This is a genomic window from Paenibacillus sp. JDR-2 (assembly GCF_000023585.1).
In the GTDB taxonomy this organism is placed as follows: domain Bacteria; phylum Bacillota; class Bacilli; order Paenibacillales; family Paenibacillaceae; genus Pristimantibacillus.
Map to the genome: position 1 here is coordinate 5,218,305 of NC_012914.1, position 16,999 is coordinate 5,235,303.

The 16,999-nt window shown below is 42.2% G+C and carries 21 protein-coding genes and 2 pseudogenes; 2 read left to right on the plus strand and 21 right to left on the minus strand.

Annotated elements, in window-relative coordinates:
* Positions 1 to 162: 162 nt before the first annotated feature.
* The 12 genes and pseudogenes from PJDR2_RS22905 to PJDR2_RS22955 all read right to left on the minus strand — a co-directional run bounded on the left by PJDR2_RS22905 (position 163) and on the right by PJDR2_RS22955 (position 9,346).
* Entirely contained in the window at positions 163 to 729 is a 567-nt protein-coding gene (locus PJDR2_RS22905) for a dihydrofolate reductase family protein (RefSeq protein WP_015846109.1), read from the minus strand.
* 257 nt (positions 730 to 986) lie between these two features.
* Positions 987 to 1,457: a class I SAM-dependent methyltransferase gene (locus tag PJDR2_RS22910; RefSeq protein WP_083778185.1), complete on the minus strand. Its 471-nt coding sequence runs from the start codon at positions 1,455 to 1,457 to the stop codon at positions 987 to 989.
* 99 nt (positions 1,458 to 1,556) lie between these two features.
* Entirely contained in the window at positions 1,557 to 2,078 is a 522-nt protein-coding gene (locus PJDR2_RS22915; protein ID WP_015846110.1) for a GNAT family N-acetyltransferase, read from the minus strand.
* Positions 2,079 to 2,167: 89 nt separating this feature from the next.
* The gene (locus tag PJDR2_RS22920) at positions 2,168 to 3,721 is read right to left on the minus strand and encodes an MFS transporter (RefSeq protein ID WP_015846111.1); all 1,554 of its coding nucleotides are present in this window, start codon (positions 3,719 to 3,721) and stop codon (positions 2,168 to 2,170) included.
* A gap of 66 nt (positions 3,722 to 3,787) precedes the next feature.
* The gene (locus PJDR2_RS22925) at positions 3,788 to 4,120 is read right to left on the minus strand and encodes an ArsR/SmtB family transcription factor (RefSeq protein ID WP_015846112.1); all 333 of its coding nucleotides are present in this window, start codon (positions 4,118 to 4,120) and stop codon (positions 3,788 to 3,790) included.
* A 281-nt stretch (positions 4,121 to 4,401) separates the two neighbouring features.
* A pseudogene (locus PJDR2_RS33580) lies at positions 4,402 to 4,629 on the minus strand (hypothetical protein); the annotation flags it as partial.
* Positions 4,630 to 4,633: 4 nt separating this feature from the next.
* Complete coding sequence (locus PJDR2_RS22935) at positions 4,634 to 5,200, minus strand: GNAT family N-acetyltransferase (RefSeq protein ID WP_015846113.1); 567 nt, start codon at positions 5,198 to 5,200, stop codon at positions 4,634 to 4,636.
* A 140-nt stretch (positions 5,201 to 5,340) separates the two neighbouring features.
* Positions 5,341 to 5,468, minus strand: a pseudogene (locus PJDR2_RS33585) (DNA alkylation repair protein); the annotation flags it as partial.
* Complete coding sequence (locus tag PJDR2_RS22940) at positions 5,465 to 6,202, minus strand: hypothetical protein (RefSeq protein ID WP_015846114.1); 738 nt, start codon at positions 6,200 to 6,202, stop codon at positions 5,465 to 5,467. The gene PJDR2_RS22940 and the pseudogene PJDR2_RS33585, both read right to left, overlap by 4 nt.
* Positions 6,199 to 6,921: a hypothetical protein gene (locus tag PJDR2_RS22945; RefSeq protein ID WP_015846115.1), complete on the minus strand. Its 723-nt coding sequence runs from the start codon at positions 6,919 to 6,921 to the stop codon at positions 6,199 to 6,201. The genes PJDR2_RS22940 and PJDR2_RS22945 overlap by 4 nt, the downstream gene beginning before the upstream one ends.
* Before the next feature lie 383 nt (positions 6,922 to 7,304).
* Complete coding sequence (locus PJDR2_RS22950; RefSeq protein WP_015846116.1) at positions 7,305 to 8,693, minus strand: MATE family efflux transporter; 1,389 nt, start codon at positions 8,691 to 8,693, stop codon at positions 7,305 to 7,307.
* Positions 8,694 to 8,728: 35 nt separating this feature from the next.
* On the minus strand, positions 8,729 to 9,346 hold the full coding sequence (locus PJDR2_RS22955; protein WP_015846117.1) for a sugar O-acetyltransferase: 618 nt from the start codon (positions 9,344 to 9,346) through the stop codon (positions 8,729 to 8,731).
* A 341-nt stretch (positions 9,347 to 9,687) separates the two neighbouring features.
* Between PJDR2_RS22955 and PJDR2_RS22960 the strand changes: the two genes are divergently transcribed.
* On the plus strand, positions 9,688 to 10,575 hold the full coding sequence (locus PJDR2_RS22960) for an AraC family transcriptional regulator (RefSeq protein WP_265525071.1): 888 nt from the start codon (positions 9,688 to 9,690) through the stop codon (positions 10,573 to 10,575).
* A 152-nt stretch (positions 10,576 to 10,727) separates the two neighbouring features.
* Here PJDR2_RS22960 and corA read toward each other — a convergent pair whose 3' ends face one another.
* From corA to PJDR2_RS22975, 4 genes are all read right to left on the minus strand, one after another.
* The gene (corA, locus tag PJDR2_RS22965) at positions 10,728 to 11,732 is read right to left on the minus strand and encodes a magnesium/cobalt transporter CorA (RefSeq protein ID WP_015846119.1); all 1,005 of its coding nucleotides are present in this window, start codon (positions 11,730 to 11,732) and stop codon (positions 10,728 to 10,730) included.
* 103 nt (positions 11,733 to 11,835) lie between these two features.
* Positions 11,836 to 12,000, minus strand: coding sequence for a hypothetical protein (locus PJDR2_RS33265; protein WP_190276166.1), 165 nt, complete (start codon positions 11,998 to 12,000; stop codon positions 11,836 to 11,838).
* A gap of 85 nt (positions 12,001 to 12,085) precedes the next feature.
* On the minus strand, positions 12,086 to 12,712 hold the full coding sequence (locus PJDR2_RS22970; protein WP_015846120.1) for a histidine phosphatase family protein: 627 nt from the start codon (positions 12,710 to 12,712) through the stop codon (positions 12,086 to 12,088).
* A 170-nt stretch (positions 12,713 to 12,882) separates the two neighbouring features.
* A complete protein-coding gene (locus PJDR2_RS22975; RefSeq protein ID WP_041613582.1) occupies positions 12,883 to 13,125 on the minus strand; it encodes a hypothetical protein in 243 nt (80 codons plus the stop codon).
* Positions 13,126 to 13,552: 427 nt separating this feature from the next.
* Here PJDR2_RS22975 and PJDR2_RS22980 point away from each other — a divergent pair, with 427 nt between their 5' ends.
* A complete protein-coding gene (locus PJDR2_RS22980) occupies positions 13,553 to 13,969 on the plus strand; it encodes a VOC family protein (RefSeq protein WP_015846122.1) in 417 nt (138 codons plus the stop codon).
* An 80-nt stretch (positions 13,970 to 14,049) separates the two neighbouring features.
* Here the strand turns inward: PJDR2_RS22980 and PJDR2_RS22985 are convergent, their stop codons facing one another.
* From PJDR2_RS22985 to PJDR2_RS23000, 5 genes are all read right to left on the minus strand, one after another.
* Positions 14,050 to 14,493 (minus strand): SRPBCC family protein, encoded by a 444-nt coding sequence (locus PJDR2_RS22985; protein ID WP_085982393.1) that lies wholly within the window; start codon positions 14,491 to 14,493, stop codon positions 14,050 to 14,052.
* Positions 14,483 to 15,439 carry a sigma-70 family RNA polymerase sigma factor gene (locus PJDR2_RS22990; protein ID WP_015846124.1) on the minus strand — a complete coding sequence of 319 codons (957 nt, stop codon included), beginning with the start codon at positions 15,437 to 15,439 and terminating at the stop codon, positions 14,483 to 14,485. The genes PJDR2_RS22985 and PJDR2_RS22990 overlap by 11 nt, the downstream gene beginning before the upstream one ends.
* A 106-nt stretch (positions 15,440 to 15,545) precedes the next feature.
* Positions 15,546 to 15,689 carry a hypothetical protein gene (locus tag PJDR2_RS33590; protein ID WP_265525072.1) on the minus strand — a complete coding sequence of 48 codons (144 nt, stop codon included), beginning with the start codon at positions 15,687 to 15,689 and terminating at the stop codon, positions 15,546 to 15,548.
* 141 nt (positions 15,690 to 15,830) lie between these two features.
* Positions 15,831 to 16,298: a hypothetical protein gene (locus PJDR2_RS22995; protein WP_015846125.1), complete on the minus strand. Its 468-nt coding sequence runs from the start codon at positions 16,296 to 16,298 to the stop codon at positions 15,831 to 15,833.
* A gap of 50 nt (positions 16,299 to 16,348) precedes the next feature.
* Positions 16,349 to 16,921, minus strand: coding sequence for a hypothetical protein (locus PJDR2_RS23000; protein ID WP_041613584.1), 573 nt, complete (start codon positions 16,919 to 16,921; stop codon positions 16,349 to 16,351).
* Positions 16,922 to 16,999: the final 78 nt, after the last annotated feature.

The following is a 16,999-nucleotide window of genomic DNA, read 5'->3' on the forward strand; positions in this document are numbered from 1 at the left end:
AAATCAGTCGCAGTACAACTTAATCGTATTCATCCTAGGAAGCTTAGAAATCCAATTCATTATTGTTGCAAGAGGCTTTTCGTAATACTGATAGGTATTGTTTCCAATCGCCCCGTCAACAGTGTCCCCAAGTACCCGGGTGAATTCCCTTGTACGGCTCGACTATTTCTCCAACTCATAGCGGGTCGCGATAATGCCCGAATCGAACGTCCGGCTGGACAGCAGCTTAAGCCTGATTTTCTCGCCGCCGTCGAATACCGATTTCCCGCTGCCTAGGACGACCGGACAAATCGTCAGTAGGAATTCGTCGATCAGGCCGAGCTCAAGGAGTGTCTTCGCAGCCCCCGGGCTGCCGAAGATAACGAGGTTTTTGCCTGGCTGCTCCTTGAGCGCTTTGATTTCCTCTGCGATATTGTCCTTGATCAGCATCGTATTGTTCCATTCCGGCTTGTCCATCGTGCTAGAAATGACGATCTTCTTAACATCCTGCAGCCATTTAGCATGCTCTATACTGTGCCTCGACTCGTTCGGATCATCCAGCACCGTGGGCCAGTAGCTCTCCATCATCCGATACGTTGTACGTCCGTAAACGGGAGAGCCGACTTCGGCTACAACCTCCTCGGCGTATTTCTCAAATTCCTCATTGTACGGAATCCAATTCAGTCCTCCGTTCGAATCTGACGCATACCCATCCAGCGACACATGCATGAACAATACGAGTTTTCTCATGTTCGTTTCTCCTCCGAATTCGAATTTATCTTGATCATTTTTTGGCCATTGTCCTGTATTTTGTCCTGTTGTTACATTCACTATAATTCATTACGTTACGTAAGGTTCAAGAGGCATCTGAATTTTTCTGCATACAACAATATAGCGTAATCCTACTCTTTACTTCAACAAAAGCTGCAGCAGATCCTTCGATCTGCTGCAGCTTTATTGATTGAATATCGTTTCTCGTTAGCTTAAACTACACTTTTTTCGAGCAGTTACAACGGGCTGGTAATAACCTGTTTCTCTTGTATTAAAAAATGATTGGTCTGATAGGTTTTTGCGTCATCCGCCCAATCCCAAACCTGAAATACAATTCTTTTGCCCTTTTCGAAAATGCGTGGCTCTGTAGCTCTAGGTTTTTCTTTTACCAACTCATCATAATCCCTTATGGTTATGAGAAGCAGGCCATCATTTCTAACTTTTGAATACATATTTCTTACAGCCAATAATAAATCTTCATCCGTCAGAAGGTGCGGGACTGCATTATCAGCGGAAAGAACGACATCATAAGCTCCGGAAATATCCCGTTCTAATGAACGGAAATCAGCTACTCCAAAATTTATCTTGTCACCGAGAGATTCTGCCTCTTTTATTGCTCTTGCTATTGATACTGGACTTATATCAGTACCCGTTACTTTAAATCCGTGGTTAGCCAACCCTATTGCTTGTGTACCAATTATAAAAATCTAAGACAGACTCCTCCAACATAACCACCGTCTACTTATTAGTTCTATTCTTGATCCTGCCCCTCAGTTGAACCGTTGACTGAAGTTCATGTTCTCCCGTTAGCTTAAATCAGCATTCGACTCAAATACAAAGACAGGCCCATTCCATTTCTCGTTCTGCAGAATAGTCTCTAGATAATCATTGTTTGTATACTTAGAAATTATTTGCTTCCAAAAGGTATAAGCAGGCTGGTTATTAGCTGTCTGCCTCACTTCCCAAATACCAGTAAACTGTTCAAAGAGTAAGCACGCAACATGCCTGCCAAGCCCTTTACGGCGGTACTTCCTCATAATAAAAAATTCACTTATTACATTGGTTTTCTCTGCTGTACTCCATTTCATATATTCCTTTGGTACATCCAGACTAATTAATGCAAAGCCCGCAATTTCTCCATCAGCCTTTACCATCAATGGACGCCGGTACTCGTCTGTCCATTGATGATCGAAGTATTTGTATAGGTACAAACCGTGATTATTAAGAACATGTCCGTCAAATTCACTACTGTCGTAACGATATAGCTGTATGAGATTATTAAGAATTGTTTTATCTTCATAAGCAACCTGCAATAATTCGATTCTCATTTAACCCCTCCTCCATTTGGTTAATTTTACCACAAACTTCATGGACGAGTAGGCTTATAAACAAACTTTTTTGTTTTTAATGTGACTACTTATTTAGGTTCCCTTTTATTTCTAATTAAAAAAACACTCGCAAGCACTCCAATAAGTAAAAAGATGGAAATGAGCAAATCCACCTCTTTTATGCCGTCGTTAAAAGCAGTAAAAACCATATTCTTAATGTCATCAAATGCCGGCACTTGCTTAAATGTCTCAGCTTGTTTGCTATCGAAAATATGCGAGCCAGCAAAAGCTCCAGCTTCATGAAAAACATCAAGCATTTGATTTTTACTATCTAAGTCAATGTTTTGAATATCCATAAACTGTCTGTCTAACGAATGGTTATACCCTTCCGTCAACTTAATTCCCAGCATTACCACGCCGAATGAAATGCCGACTTGACGAAATACGTTTAGAATCCCCGAAGCCATACCAACCTGTTTTTTATCAATAGAACTCATTGCAGCATTAGCGATCGGCGGGTTCACCAAAGCATTACTAATTCCTAGAAGGACAAATCCAGGCATTAAATAGCTCCATTCAACAGGAACTTTGATCGTTTGACGAATAACTATGATCCCGATTGCCCCAATAAACAGTGCCCCGCTAATCAACCAACGATTGCCGATTTTCCCGGAAACCATCCCAGCCAAAGGTCCAAGTATGATGGTAAACCCGCTAATCAGTAGCATTTTTACTCCCGTTTCGAACGCAGAATAACCCATATAATTTTGCATCAGTATGGTGAGGTAAGTGAATCCTCCGTACAAACCAGCTCCCAAAACAAAAGCCGCAATGTTGGCACCGTTAAATGACCGGCTTTTAAAGATAGATAATTCGATCATAGGTTGTTTGACCATTCTCTCGGTGATTATAAAAGCAATTAATAAAACTATTGATAAACCTAATAGACTTAGAACATGCCAATCCGTCCATGAATAATTTTCGTGAACTTCTTTTTGAATTAAGGCTAATACCATAGTGAAAATCATTGCAGTGCTGAATACGAATCCTAAATAATCGATTTTTCCCTTACTATTTTTATTGCTCTCCTGTATGAAGAACATTCCTAATAGGATAGCCGCAATACCAAAGGGGATATTGACCAGGAAGATGGATCGCCAGCCAAAACTATCAACTAAAGCACCGCCAATAAGCGGACCGCCTGAAATAGCAAGACCGACCACGCTACTCCAGATCCCTAACGCAAGTCCCCTTTGTTTTTCAGGAAAGGAAGCCGTAACGATCGTTAAGGATAAAGACATCATTGCCGCTCCGCCGACTCCCTGGACACCTCGGAAAATGTTCAACCAAAGATCGCTGCCTGCTAAACCGCTAGTCAATGAACCGATAACAAAGATGCCTAATCCCATTAGAAAAACTTTTTTGCGTCCGATGATATCTCCTAATTTCGAAACGGGCAATAACATCGCAGCATACACCAAAGTATAAGCATTCAATACCCATTGTAGATTTGAAAAATCGGAGGAGAAACTTCTTTGAATATCAGGTAATGCTACATTCACAATTGTAATATCTAGCATCGCCATGAATACAGCCAAGCTAACTGTGATTAAGACCCACCATTTCCTAATCGATTTTTCCATAATAAAAAACTCCTTTTCATGTTTTTGTGCACACATATGCATATATTGAACAAAATAAAAAGCACCCTACTGCTGCAAATTCATGAGTGCTTTCATGTTATTCGTTGTCTTTTCGAAGGTATCGACAATAAATTGCTTATTTGCTTTGTAGTAAATTTCCCGGCCTTCTTTCCTTCTCAGCACGATATCAAACCGATTCATGTGATCCAAATGGCGAGAAATCACTGATCGGTTCTGCGGGAAGTTCTCCGCTATTTGCCCAATGGTCATTTCCCCATAAATAGAGAGAAATATCAGCAATTCACTTCGAACCGGGTCGAAGATAGCTCTGTAAAATTCAATGTCGATATTGTCTTCAATCAATTTCTTACATTTACTCGGATCGTGATTAAGTCCCATAATCTCACCACCTGATTTCATTATATGCATGCGTGTGCACATGTCAATGAACTTAAATTTTTTAAGCGAGTTCTTTTTTGAAATATAAGTTAAAGTCATCCGGAAAATGCTTTAGATTAAATTCAATTATTTTGTTTACGACATAAGACTTGTCGGTATTATTCGTCTCGCCACATATTTATAATTCCACACAGAACACTCCCTGTACCAAGCTATAGATAATAGCTTTAGTTCACCGCTAAATCCCAAATTTTGACCTGTAAAGAATATTTATAATTAAGCTATTCTACCCGTTGAAACCTCCGATAGTAGGGAAGTCTGTTTACTTTTAGCCTAACAAAAAAGCAGCCGATATCGGCTGCTTCCCTAAACCGCAGGGAATGGACAATCTCGCGTTCGCGAAGGAACTTTAAGCTGTTTGCTGTAATATAAGGTAAACCCGATGCATTAGCGTAATACAAAGCGTGATCGTGATACACGTAAAGTGGCCCTAGGCCAGCTTCCTCCAACATGTCATCGCTTTATTTTTGCAAAAATAAATGTGTCCCTCCATTCACTTCCATCAGCCGATAAATCTTCGCTCCTGATCGTACCCTCAAGTTCAAAGCGTAGTCGCTCAGGTATTAACTTACTTCTAGTGTTTTTTGTATCACAACGTATTTCCAAACGCCGGGCATTCAACTGACTAAACGCAAAATCACAAATACCTTTCACTGCTTCTGTCATATACCCATTGTTATTACAACGTGTATCTATCCAATAACCAATTTCAAATTTCCGTACTTCCCAATCTATGTTATGTAAGCTTGACGTAGCAACAAATTGTCCCGTTTCTTTCAGAAAGACAAGGAATCTTAGACTTTCGCGAGTTAGAAATTTAACATGTGCTTCTCTAATTATTAACTCCATGTCGTATTCGGTATGTTCATTTTGCGCAAACAATCTTAACCAAGGTTTCAACTCATTTATCGAAGCATTAACGGCTTCAAAAACAACCTTGCCATCCCCTGGTTTTGCCATTCTAATAACTAATCGTTCAGTATGAAACTCATCTGGAAAATCAATCATTATCGGTTTCATCAAATTTCCCCTTTGGTTTATTCCTGTCTTTTGAGAATAGCTTTACAGACTATTGCGAGTCCGCTTAGCAGTCCCTCAGCTATTCGTATTAAAAAAAGGCAACTAATTATTACGTCGTTTGTTAACTTCAATCGTAACTAATCCATTAAATTATTTCGCTCATCAAGAGTGTGAGTCTGCATCTCCTTATAGCTAGTTCGTGATCTTTTTTAATGTCCTTTGCGATTTTTCTTAAGTCGCCCAGCTTAGTTTTACTATTGATCTTCACGGCCTCTCCAAATCCGTCTCGTTCATGATCATCAAAAACTCCGTATCCTCATCGCCGCTCTTAGAGGAACTGCCGAGCTCGGATGCGTCATTGGCGTAGACGGGAAGATACCCGACATAGATCGTGGATGACTGAGAATAAGACTGCGAGAATAAATGATCCATGATATTAGCGGCAGGCGCCTTGCCGAGCTTATTATCCTCGCGCATAATGCCTGCCCATTCATCTGGAAACGGCATTGCTCCGTACGGATGCTCCGTTACATTGACGAGCATTTCCATTTGCACGCGCGGTACATAGTAATATACTCCATTCGACATACCGGCATTTCGATCCCGAATAAGGTAGAAGCGGAATTCCTTTACTTTCTCAAGGGGATTATTATTCCATACCACATAACGGCCGGATGGATCGGAATGATCGGTGACTCTAACTTCGGGTCTGCCGCTAATATCAACTCTAGCCACGCTCCACTTCCGCTTCTCCCATTTCAAGAATCCCATCCCGTGAATACCTTGACTAGATACAAATGGAATAAAAAATTGTTGTTCGGTCAGCTTAACATTATCAAGCACAACTGCCGCGTTGGCTTCAGAGTCGTACTCGTTTAACTCCTCTATAATTTCGTCCACACTCGGAAGCGGTCCCGGCTTACCGTCATAAGTACGGAAGAAGACGATCACCGCAATCGCAATTATAAGGATTACGACTATTAGCAGTCTCCTTCCCCTCATTCTCTTACCTCCATTCTCAACATCGGCTTCTCAGAACGGTAGTAGTAATACCGATCCTTTGTAGCGAGCAATAAACCCTTTCCATCAGCTTCCAAGTAAGCTGAGGCATGCATACCGCTCCCCCAGCGAGCTTCTGCTCCGAGCAGTGAATAAGGGAAACGTTCTTGCTGATACTGAGTGCCGTCCTCTAATTTTGATTCACGGTACCAGTCCAGCGTGCCCGACATATCGGATGCCTTTACCTCTGCCAACATGCTCGAGAACAACTCTTTATCGAAGGTTGCCTCCCTTGCTGACGGATGAATGGCAACAAGCTTCGCTTTCTCCAAATGGGCCAAGTAAGTGGAAGGGTCATTGCGGTCGTAGAAGGAACCATGAATGAATCCAGCAAGCAGAGCTGTCACCAGAAACAAATAGTTTGCCGTGAAGCCAATCCAAGCAAATTTACGATAGTCCGTCCAGGACCGTTTTCGTAAAAAGAGATACGCAGCCCAGAGACCAAGCGGCAATAAGGCGATATTTACGATTTGCCCGAATAAAGGGATTTTGAATGATAACGAAAAAAAGCCGGCGAGTGTCACGAGAAGCATCTTCCAGATTGGGCGCTTAGTCTCTTGCTTTTGGCGTTGGCGGATTACCAGACCAAGCACAACGAGCCAACCTAGCAATCCTGCAGCAGCATCTACTACATTCCAGGAATAATGCCAGTCTATTTGCATGCCATCACCTCAATTTGTCTAAAGGTTATCGTAGAAAAAAATCAGCCATCCGATCGGATAACTGATTGAACCCTTCCACCAAAACAAATAACTAAGGAAAACTGTTTATCATCACTATATAGGTATATACTTTTCCTTTGATTGGAAGTTGCGTCAAATTGCCCTTTAATTATGCAAACAGCATCCGTTCATAGTGAACGGATGCTCTTATTATCCTTAAGTCTAAAAAACAGCAACCGGCAAGTTGACCGGCTGCTGTCGAGTTCGTTACACTTTATAAACTTTTTTCGTACCCTAATCTGACTTAATCATCTCCACTGCATCCCTAAACCGCAAGGAGCGGACGATGTTCAGGTATTCTGGCTGTCTTTGGTATCAACTTATTAAATTGCATTCTCGTGTGTTAAGTCTCGTGTAATATTATTAAGCCACTTGTATTGACGGTATCGAATGAAGGCAATCGGTGCCTTAATAACTTCGTCCAAACAAATAATGGCGAATACAGCTATCGGTGGAAACTTGTACACGAAAGCACTTAAATACGCTAATGGTAAAATGATGCCCCACATGACAATCAGGTCACACCAGAATCCAAACTTGGAGTCGCCTCCTGCAACAAAAATCCCTCCGATGATGACAGAGTTAATGGATTTTGGAATACAGTAATAGGCACATATAAATAGCATTCCACTTAAATAATATTGTGCCTGTTCGTCTAAGCTTACCGCATGAAAAATAAGAGGTTTGACAATTAACGTCATCACACCTGCCCAGATGCCAAAAACAATGGTATAGAAAGTTATAATATTTCCCGTTCTTTTAGCCATCTCTATTTGGCCACTGCCCAAATATTTTCCCACTAGTACAGAACCACCGCTTGCGATGCCTCCGCATACGACGATCATTAAATTTTTAACAACAGCAGCTACAGAGTTTGCAGCCACCATATCCGCATTGATATGACCGATTACTGCTGCCGTTGCCGTAATCGCACATCCCCATACAATATAATTCCCTTGAACAGGGAAGGTATATTTCAAATAATCCCTTTGTAAGTTACGTTGAATCGTATCCCGCTTGGGGAGCTTGAACTTAATTTTCCACTTAACTGAGTGTACGATACAGCAGATAAATTCGATGATACGTGCAAGAACCGTCGATAATGCAACAGCTACAATAGCTTTATCTGGATCATCTGGATATAGAACGAAAATACTGAGGGCATTAAGAAGAATATTCAGAATGAGGCATGCGGAACTGATCCACGCGCTCAAACGTGCATTCTCCATACTCCTTATAACACTGAAATACATCTGTGAAGCGCCGCCTACAAGGTAGGAAAAGGACAGAACCTGCAGGAATTGTGAACCGTATCTAATTAATTCTCCATCATCTGTGAAGAGACTCATCAGTACATCAGGAATGAATAAGGAAATCCCGAAAAAACAAAAGGAAACGATATAGGAATACATGCATCCTATGCTCAGGACGCGTTCGATCGTTTTCACATCTTGCTTGCCCCAATATTGTGCGGTTAAAATCCCCACTCCTGAAGCTAAACCCATATAAAACAACGTTAGAACAAACGTTACTTGACCCGCTAGCGAGACGGCTGACATCGCAGACTGATTTATAAAACCCAACATGACAACATCTACCGTCACTGCTAACGCCGACACTAGGTTCTGTAAAGCGATCGGTATCACCAAACGAATCAATTGCTGATTAAAGTTCTTATCTATTTGGCTTGATGATAGTAAATTTCGCCACATATCCTAACCTCTTTCTAATCGATTACATCACAGTCCTATAACGAATTTTCTTCTCTTACAATTTTTTTATCTTTAAAATAAAACATTTTATCATGCTCATTAATTTCGCGAAGCACCTTACAGGGGTTTCCAACAGCCACAACATTTGCGGGAATATCCTTGGTCACAATGCTTCCAGCACCTACTACTGTATTATCGCCAATCGTTACACCCGGAAGTATGATTGCGCCAGCCCCTATCCAACAATTATTCCCGATCGTAACCGATGCGTTAAATTGATAAGCTTCTGAGCGAAGCTCAGGCAAGATAGGGTGCCCCGCTGTTGCTACAATTACATTAGGCCCGAACATCGTGCAATCGCCTACGTAAATATGCGTATCATCAACCATAGTTAAATTGAAATTAGCATAAACCTTTTTCCCAAAGTGGACATGTTTTCCTCCCCAATTTGCATGAAAAGGAGGTTCAATATAGCATCCCTCACCAATCTCAGCAAACATCTTCTTGAGGAGAGCAGCCCTCTTTTCATATTCTCTCGGCCGAGTCATGTTGAAATCGTAGAGGTCTTCAAGAGCTTTGCTTTGCTCCTTCATGAGTTCCTCGTCTCCAGGCAAATATAAACTACCATTGTGAAGGTTTTCTTTAATATTCATATTTTCGATCTCCTTTTATTGGTTTTCTATAAACTAAATTGTTAATTCGTATATGCCTTTATGTTGCATTTGCTTCTAGACATTGAGCTAATACACGCTCAGTATGATTCCCGTACTGCCGACGTAAATAAGCAGTGGCCATCTATATGTTTATCAAAAACTGTGTTTCTAATCCCCCTAAAACCCGATTTTCATTCCTTCATAACTTGTTCATACCCCAACGAATCATGAGGTCTACGTTTCTAACTATAGAATCTCGACATCATTTTGAGGATGGAGCATTGACATTCATACATGGAGATTTGTAGTATAATTATTCTCGCATGAAAGTTAAAGGGGAAATGATGATGGAAAATCAGGAGCATTATGAGTATAGAGTACAGATTAATCCGTACTTATTAAACGCTGAGCTAAATATCACATTTGCCGGTGCAGCTAGACCTCGTCCGCTCCATAAAGTAGGTCCGGCTGTTTATAATTACACATTAATTCATAGTATAGATCATGGCTTTGGTACGTTTGAATGGCAGAGGAAAAAGTATCATTTGGGTAAAGGAGATATTTTCGTTATTTTTCCTGGCGTGCTATTTAACTACGAAGCAGACAAAGCCGAACCTTGGTCCTATCGTTGGGTAGCTCTGCAGGGCCGAAATGTTACGGAAATGCTTGAAAATGTCGGTGTTACAATTACTAATCCCATCGTCAGAGGTGCAGATTCTGCAAATCTGGCGAGCATATTTGAAACCATAGAACAGGAGTTAGAGCTTAAATCCGGAGAGACCATTACTAGCTTAGCCACTGATGGCTGGTTTCGCTTACTCTTAGCCGAATTTGCCCGCTTGAATACGAATAAATTGCATTATTCCTCAACTAAAGTTCTGACCGACTCAGAACGCTTAGTAGAGCAAGCGATTAGATGGTTCCAAACGCAATATATGCTGCCAATTTCAATTGAGAAATTAGCGACTTCTCTTGGTTACCACCGCACGCACTTTACTAAGGTGTTCAAACAGCTTACCAGTTTATCCCCTAAGCAGTACATTAATCAGGTTCGCATGGAAAGAGCCAGGGAGTTATTGAACACCAATATAAGCATTGAACAGGTCGGCAACTCTTGCGGCTTTACTGATCCTTTGTATTTTTCAAAACAATTCAAAAAGTGGACAGGGACATCTCCCACTCAATATAGAGAAGAATTGAAACGATTATATAGAGATAGGCTCCTCTAATCAGATCCCTCGAATACAACGTTAAGCAGCCCACACCTGTATGGTGTGGGCTGCTGCAGCTTATTAATTGAACTATAGTCTCCTATCAGCTTAAACCGAACAATCCTCGGACACTAAATGTCCGAGGACGTCACGATTGAAGGTTACTCCGATTACTTCTTTGCACCGCCGCCACCATTGCTGTTCCACGTCAGCCACTTCAGCTTGCGGAATACGAATACCATGATGGCGACGATAATGATCATGAGTGTCCACGCGTAGATATACCCATACTTCCAATGAAGCTCAGGCATATCGATGAAATTCATGCCGTACAGGCCGACGATGAAAGAGAGGGGCATGAAGATGACCGATATAATGGTAAGTAGGAATACGATGTCATTCGTCCGCAGCGTCACCTCGTTCGTCCTTTGGTTCAGGACGGAGTTGACGTTCTCGATAATGTCAGCTGTCGTCTCGCGGTCGTCGACGATCTTCTCAGACAACTTCAAAAGATGATCATAGACGTCCATGAAATGCACACGGCTCTCGTCGTCCAGTTCGAGCCGCTCGGAATTCACAATACGATAGAGTAGATCGCGCATCGGGTATATGACGCGCCGCACCTTGAGCAAATCAGCGCGAATGTCATAAATCCGATCGAAAATCCTACCCACCGTATCACTGCTCATTGCTTCATTCTCTATCGCATCCAGCCGATCCTCAATTTGGAGCAGCGATGGGAAGAAGTCATCGACCATCTCGTCAATGACGAGAAATGCCGCGTATCGGGTCGACAAGCCCGAATGCCGCTTGCGTGATACCTTCTCCATCGCCCGATCCACCACATCGTTACGCTCCATATGGAAGGTGACAATATAACCTTCGCTAACAAACAGATCAACCTCTTCCGGCAGCAGCTTCTCGCCATGCAGCGAGTGAACAACAATGAAGCTGTGATCACTATAGAATTCAATCTTCGGCCTCGGCAGATGGTGCAGGCAGTCCTCCACCGCAAGCTTATGGAACCCGAACTTATCGGTGAGCAGACTTACTTCATCCTGCGTTGGACGGTCGAAGTCTGCCCAGAACCATGCGTATTGGTCGTTAGGCAGTTCGTTGAGCGAGAGATGGTCGTGTACTTCCCCTTCGTTTGTGAATCCCATAATCCGAATCAAAAGTTTACCCTCCAGTAAAATCAATGTTAGCTTTATCCTATCACTAGCTAACGGCGACGCCAATCACACCCCTTCAAATAAACTTGAGTATTTGACTGTTCAACTAATCTGCCTTTAGCTTAATAAACAAAGGAGCAACTGCCGATGTGACACGCTGCTCCTGGATGGATGGCTCTGAACTAATTACATATTCACCTTCATTCAACTTTTCAAGTGCATGTATCTCTTTTTGAATAGTCCATAAATATTCAAAATCCTTTAATTCCATTTACTTGTTTCTCATATATATATAGAAGTTGACTAACCCCCAATGGATAATTTAAGACCTCTGTGTAGTGAACTAACTTTCCCAGTTACTTTAATAATGATAGATGAGCGGAATCATTAAATACCTCTAATACATTCTGATTATAGCCGTTTCGGGTCAATATAGAAATGCTGGCTGGTGAAGCAGAAAAGTATGCATTTCCCAGCATCCGCTCGGAAAATTTCAGCCACCATGCAGTTATATAGGCTAAGGTTCCACCATGGGTTACGATCAGTAAGTTCTTCTCATTCGCCTCACATATTAACTCCAAACATTCACAAACCCTCCTAAAAAACTGTCTCCAAGTCTCACCATTCTTAAATTCTTGATAGTCCAAATCAAAGCTACTTCCTGTTGTCGGATTTCTGTTAGATCTTGCCCATTCTTTAGTCTTACCTGCCGCGTCACCTGTATTGATTTCCCGAAGTTCTTTATTTATGTTTACTTCAAGCCCCAGTAGTCCCCCTATTATCTCTGCAGTTTGTGATGACCTCAATAAATCTGAAGAATAAAGGACGTAATCGCTACTGTTTAAACTATCTCTCAGTTTACTTCCTATAATCTCAGCCTGTTTTCTACCTAATTCTGTGAGCGGTGTATCAGTCCATCCCCCTGACATTCCATTTACATGATGCTCTGACTGGCAATGTTGCACTAAAATGATGCGTGTCATCACAGTTCTCCTTTGAATTATATACTCATAATGACAATCCAGATTAAGGAAATTCCACGCAAGTGCTTAATTATCCTTTACTTCAATAAAAGCTGCAGCAGATTTTCCGATCTGCTGCAGCTTCTTTAATTGAACTATAGTTCCCCGTTAGGCTCAATGCCGATTTTGATTTAACGAATAATATCGTGATATTCTCCTTCTTTAGGGTCATTGATAACAAGCCACTGTGCCTGTTTAACATTGAATTCTTGAAGGCAATGATCGACAGCTTCACCGAGCGTTTCAAACCATAAGTCAGCAATACAACTCTTATCTTCCTGTGTATCAAACAAAAAGACATACACGCCGCTCTCAGACTCGTATATCATAACTTTTCTAACTTTCTCCACTGGTTCTTCAAGTAAAGCATACATTCGCAATTCTAATCCCCCTTATTTGTTTATTCAATACCCAATTATTAAACGATTCTGCCCTTTACTTCACCAAAAATGGCAACTGTTCATCTGAATCAGCTGCCATTTTGCTATACTCAACTAACGTTCCCCGTCGTATAATGGATCAAGTAAACTAGACCTCATTCCTCATTCCGTCACTCGATACCCACCCTTTAGTTTTCATATATTCATACTAATTCATTTTTAGAGAGGTTCAATCTTTACCCCTGCATAATAAGAACAAGCAACCTTACGGGAATGGCGGGTATCCGACCTAAATACCAAGTTATTTTTCAAAATTTACGCTTCCGAATTCATGAGACCGATGAATTCCCGGATCGGCTGTCGTCTATATAAACGAAGGCATAAATGAACACAAACTAATTTGACGAAGAGGTGTTTGAAAATGGTATTAACGTCCGCATTCACGAGCTTCAACCTGCCTGTAAAAAACGTAGAACAATCGAAAGCGTTCTTCACCGGACTCGGATTCGAGTTCAACCCGCAATTCCCCGATAACGAGAATTCGGTAGCCATCGTGATCGGCGACAACCTGCAGGTCATGCTGATCAATCAAGCATTCTTTAATACGCTCACAGAGAAGGAATCCGTCGATACGAGCAAGTATGCGCAGATGACGATCGCATTGGCCTTCGAGAGCCGGGAAAAGGTCGATGAAATCGTGAATACCGCGGTCTCCTTGGGCGGGAAATTGCATGCTGAACCTGAAGATCATGGGTTCATGTATCATTGGGGCTTCGTGGACTTGGACGGCCATCTCTGGGCTATTAACTACATGAACATGGATGCGGCACAAGGTTAAGGCTAACGGAGAGCAAACTCGTACTAGGGTTCAAAAAGAAAGACGCCCGGGCATCTTCCCCGGCGTCTTCTTCGTGATGATTAGTTTTGTTCGGTATAGGCTTTGAAATTGTCCATGATCCCTTGCCAGCCTGCTTGCTGGAACTCGACGGGATTGGAGCTTTCCGCGTCGAACGTTTCAATGACCTTAGTCTCATTCCCTTGATCGACGAAAGCAATATCTACTCTTCTTCCGTCTTCCATGGTGTAGCCGATCGCCTCATGCCGATTCATGACATCGTAGATGCCGCCAAAATCAAAGCCCATGCTGCCATCCTTCGCTTCCATCCGTGTAAGAAACTTGCCGCCGACCCGCAGATCGTTTTCGGCTCTCGGCGCATGCCAGTCTTCGGACGCTTGATTCCACTTCGTGATGTGATCCGGCTCCGTCCAATAGCGCCATACCTTCTCGACAGGGGCTTGAATGAACGGATTGGTTATTCTTAATGATATAGACGTAAGCCAATGACGAAATTCATTGGTCAATTCGCTCAGGCAGCCCAAATCGCGAAAATAATGGCGTATGAATGAAGTTTTGAACGTGCAAGATTTGATTTTCTTTGGTTACGATGACGTGGATGCCCCAGGGTACCAGACCAGAACCCTCTTTGCCCGGCATATACTGGGCCAACGCCGGATAACCGCCATTGACCGTAATGGGCACAAATCGCGAACCTTCGCAATGCCAGCGAGTAAGCGAATAGAAGGCGGACAAATCATCCTTGCCGCGGATCCACATCTCGAAGGGCGGCATCGACATGCAGCCTTCCTCGTGGAACAATGCGACGAGCGCAGCAATATCGAATTGCTCGAAGGCCTCCACATACCGGGACAACAGCTGCTGCTCCGGTTGAACGTCCATGCTGCTGAGCTCATCCGAGCGAAGCTGAGCCCGGTCCATCGTCTCTCGGGCTCTTTGCAAGGCGTTGTTCACCGCTGCCGGCGACATCGCCAACGTTTCCGCGATCTGCTTGGAGGACCATTCAAATACATCCTTCAAAATGAGTACCATGCGCTGCCGCGGAGGCAAGGTCTGCAGGAGAGCGATGAAGCACAGTTGAAGGGTATCTCTGCGGATGAGCCGATCCTCTGGATTGCCCCCAAAGTCGGGAGACGGCCAGATCCAGGCAGAGTCCGGCAGCGTGTCTCGCGGCTCGACGATGGCGACCGCAGGGTCGAACAGGTCAACGGGAAGCGCGCGGCGTTTGGATTGTCTCAGCTTGTCCAAGCACAGGTTAGAGGCAATTCGATAGACCCAAGTTTTGAACGAGGAATCCTGTCTGAACGTATTCCAGCTCTGCCAGACCCGAATACTCGTCTCCTGAACGGCATCGTCCGCATCGTCTATGGAGCCTAGCATTCGGTAACAGAACGAGGTTAAGCCCGGCTTCAAGCTTGCAAATAATGGTTCGTCAAATGTGGTCTCGTTCATCACGGCCTCCCTTGGCGTTTTGCCTAAATAATACCACAAGATTAATGAAATGAACTAGATAAGTTAAACTATCCTGCCCTTTAGCGTAACAAGCTACATAATCCATCTATTCTGAGAACCCTTTAAATAATTCTTCTAGTTCTGCAGCGTCATACATTTCACCATCACTAATAAATTTCTCTATTTCAATGGCACCGTCGTCCATAAACTCAATTTCCCATCTCTGTCCTGGTACTGCAACCTCGACCATAATAGCTTCACTTCTAATCTTGCTTAATCGATATCTTTTAATTTATTTAGAAAATGATTTAACTCGAGCTTCTTATTCATTTCCTCACTCCTGTTTAATGATGATAGCGTTTGATTTTTGCTCCGCTATCATTGAGTTGATTCACACTTCCTTTTTCGATGTAAAACCTTTTAATTTCAAGTATATATCCATTGGGAACTCATAATTAACCCATTTTTCTTTGTAACCTTTCCGTCCATATTGCTTCAACAATAAGTCCAGTGCTTGAACTACTACCTCTGAAAATTCCTGTATTGAACAAGTTTCATCTAGTTCTATAACTTGCTGTTTCTTATTACGTAAATCTTCAAAAGATACAATATGTACACGCATGGAATCATCATCAATTTTACTAAGTGTCCACACGGTTCCACCAGGCTCCTCATTCCATTTAAATTGAGCCTTTGAAACGGGGTATGGACTGATTTCTGGTATAAGTGCATTAAGTGCCATTAACATGTCATTAAGTGCATCGGTTATATAACTGGTTGCGAAGTAAAACGTAGTTGAGTTCATTTCAATACAGCCATCAACCCAACCAATACCTGTTAGTTCATATTCAAACCTCATAACTCTCTCCGTTCTTCGCTATGCTATCGTTCTTACGTTAGTTGAACAAGTTAATCCTGATTAAAAGGTCTAATTGGCGCAAAATAAGCTAGTAATTTTTTAGTTCCTATTTCATCCATGAATCTTACTAAGAATTCTATATCGTTCCCTTCGCCAGTAATTCCAAGAATTTCACCTGTTCCATATTTAGCATGTTGGATCTTATCTTTGACCAAAAGAGAACCAATAAATATTGATTGCTCATCGAGAGTCTTTATATCAGACTCATAGATATTTTCTACTGAATCCATGCGCAGGTGCTCGGGCAGTTCAGGATATGAATTATTGGTATTATCATAATATTCACCTTCATCTCCTTGAACTCGTGCTCCAATTCTATTTGCAATAGTTATCATCAGACCGATTACCATTTTATCAGCGCCGCTTAAAGTAATTCTGCCCCCTTGAAACACGAATGGAATCCACATATGAGTATCTAATAGATCAACGACCTTTTTTATATCATCGTTTGTTATTGGATTTTGCTCGCTTGATACCCAATGATCAGCCTTGGTAATATGAAGTTCATAACTCATAGAGACCACTTCCTCAGATATTTGTATTTTCCAAGAAATATTCTCCATTACAACCCGATCACCTTCTACTGGCATTTATAAAATGTAACCATTACTTAAGAAACGGCAGAAGCCGGTCATTAATGA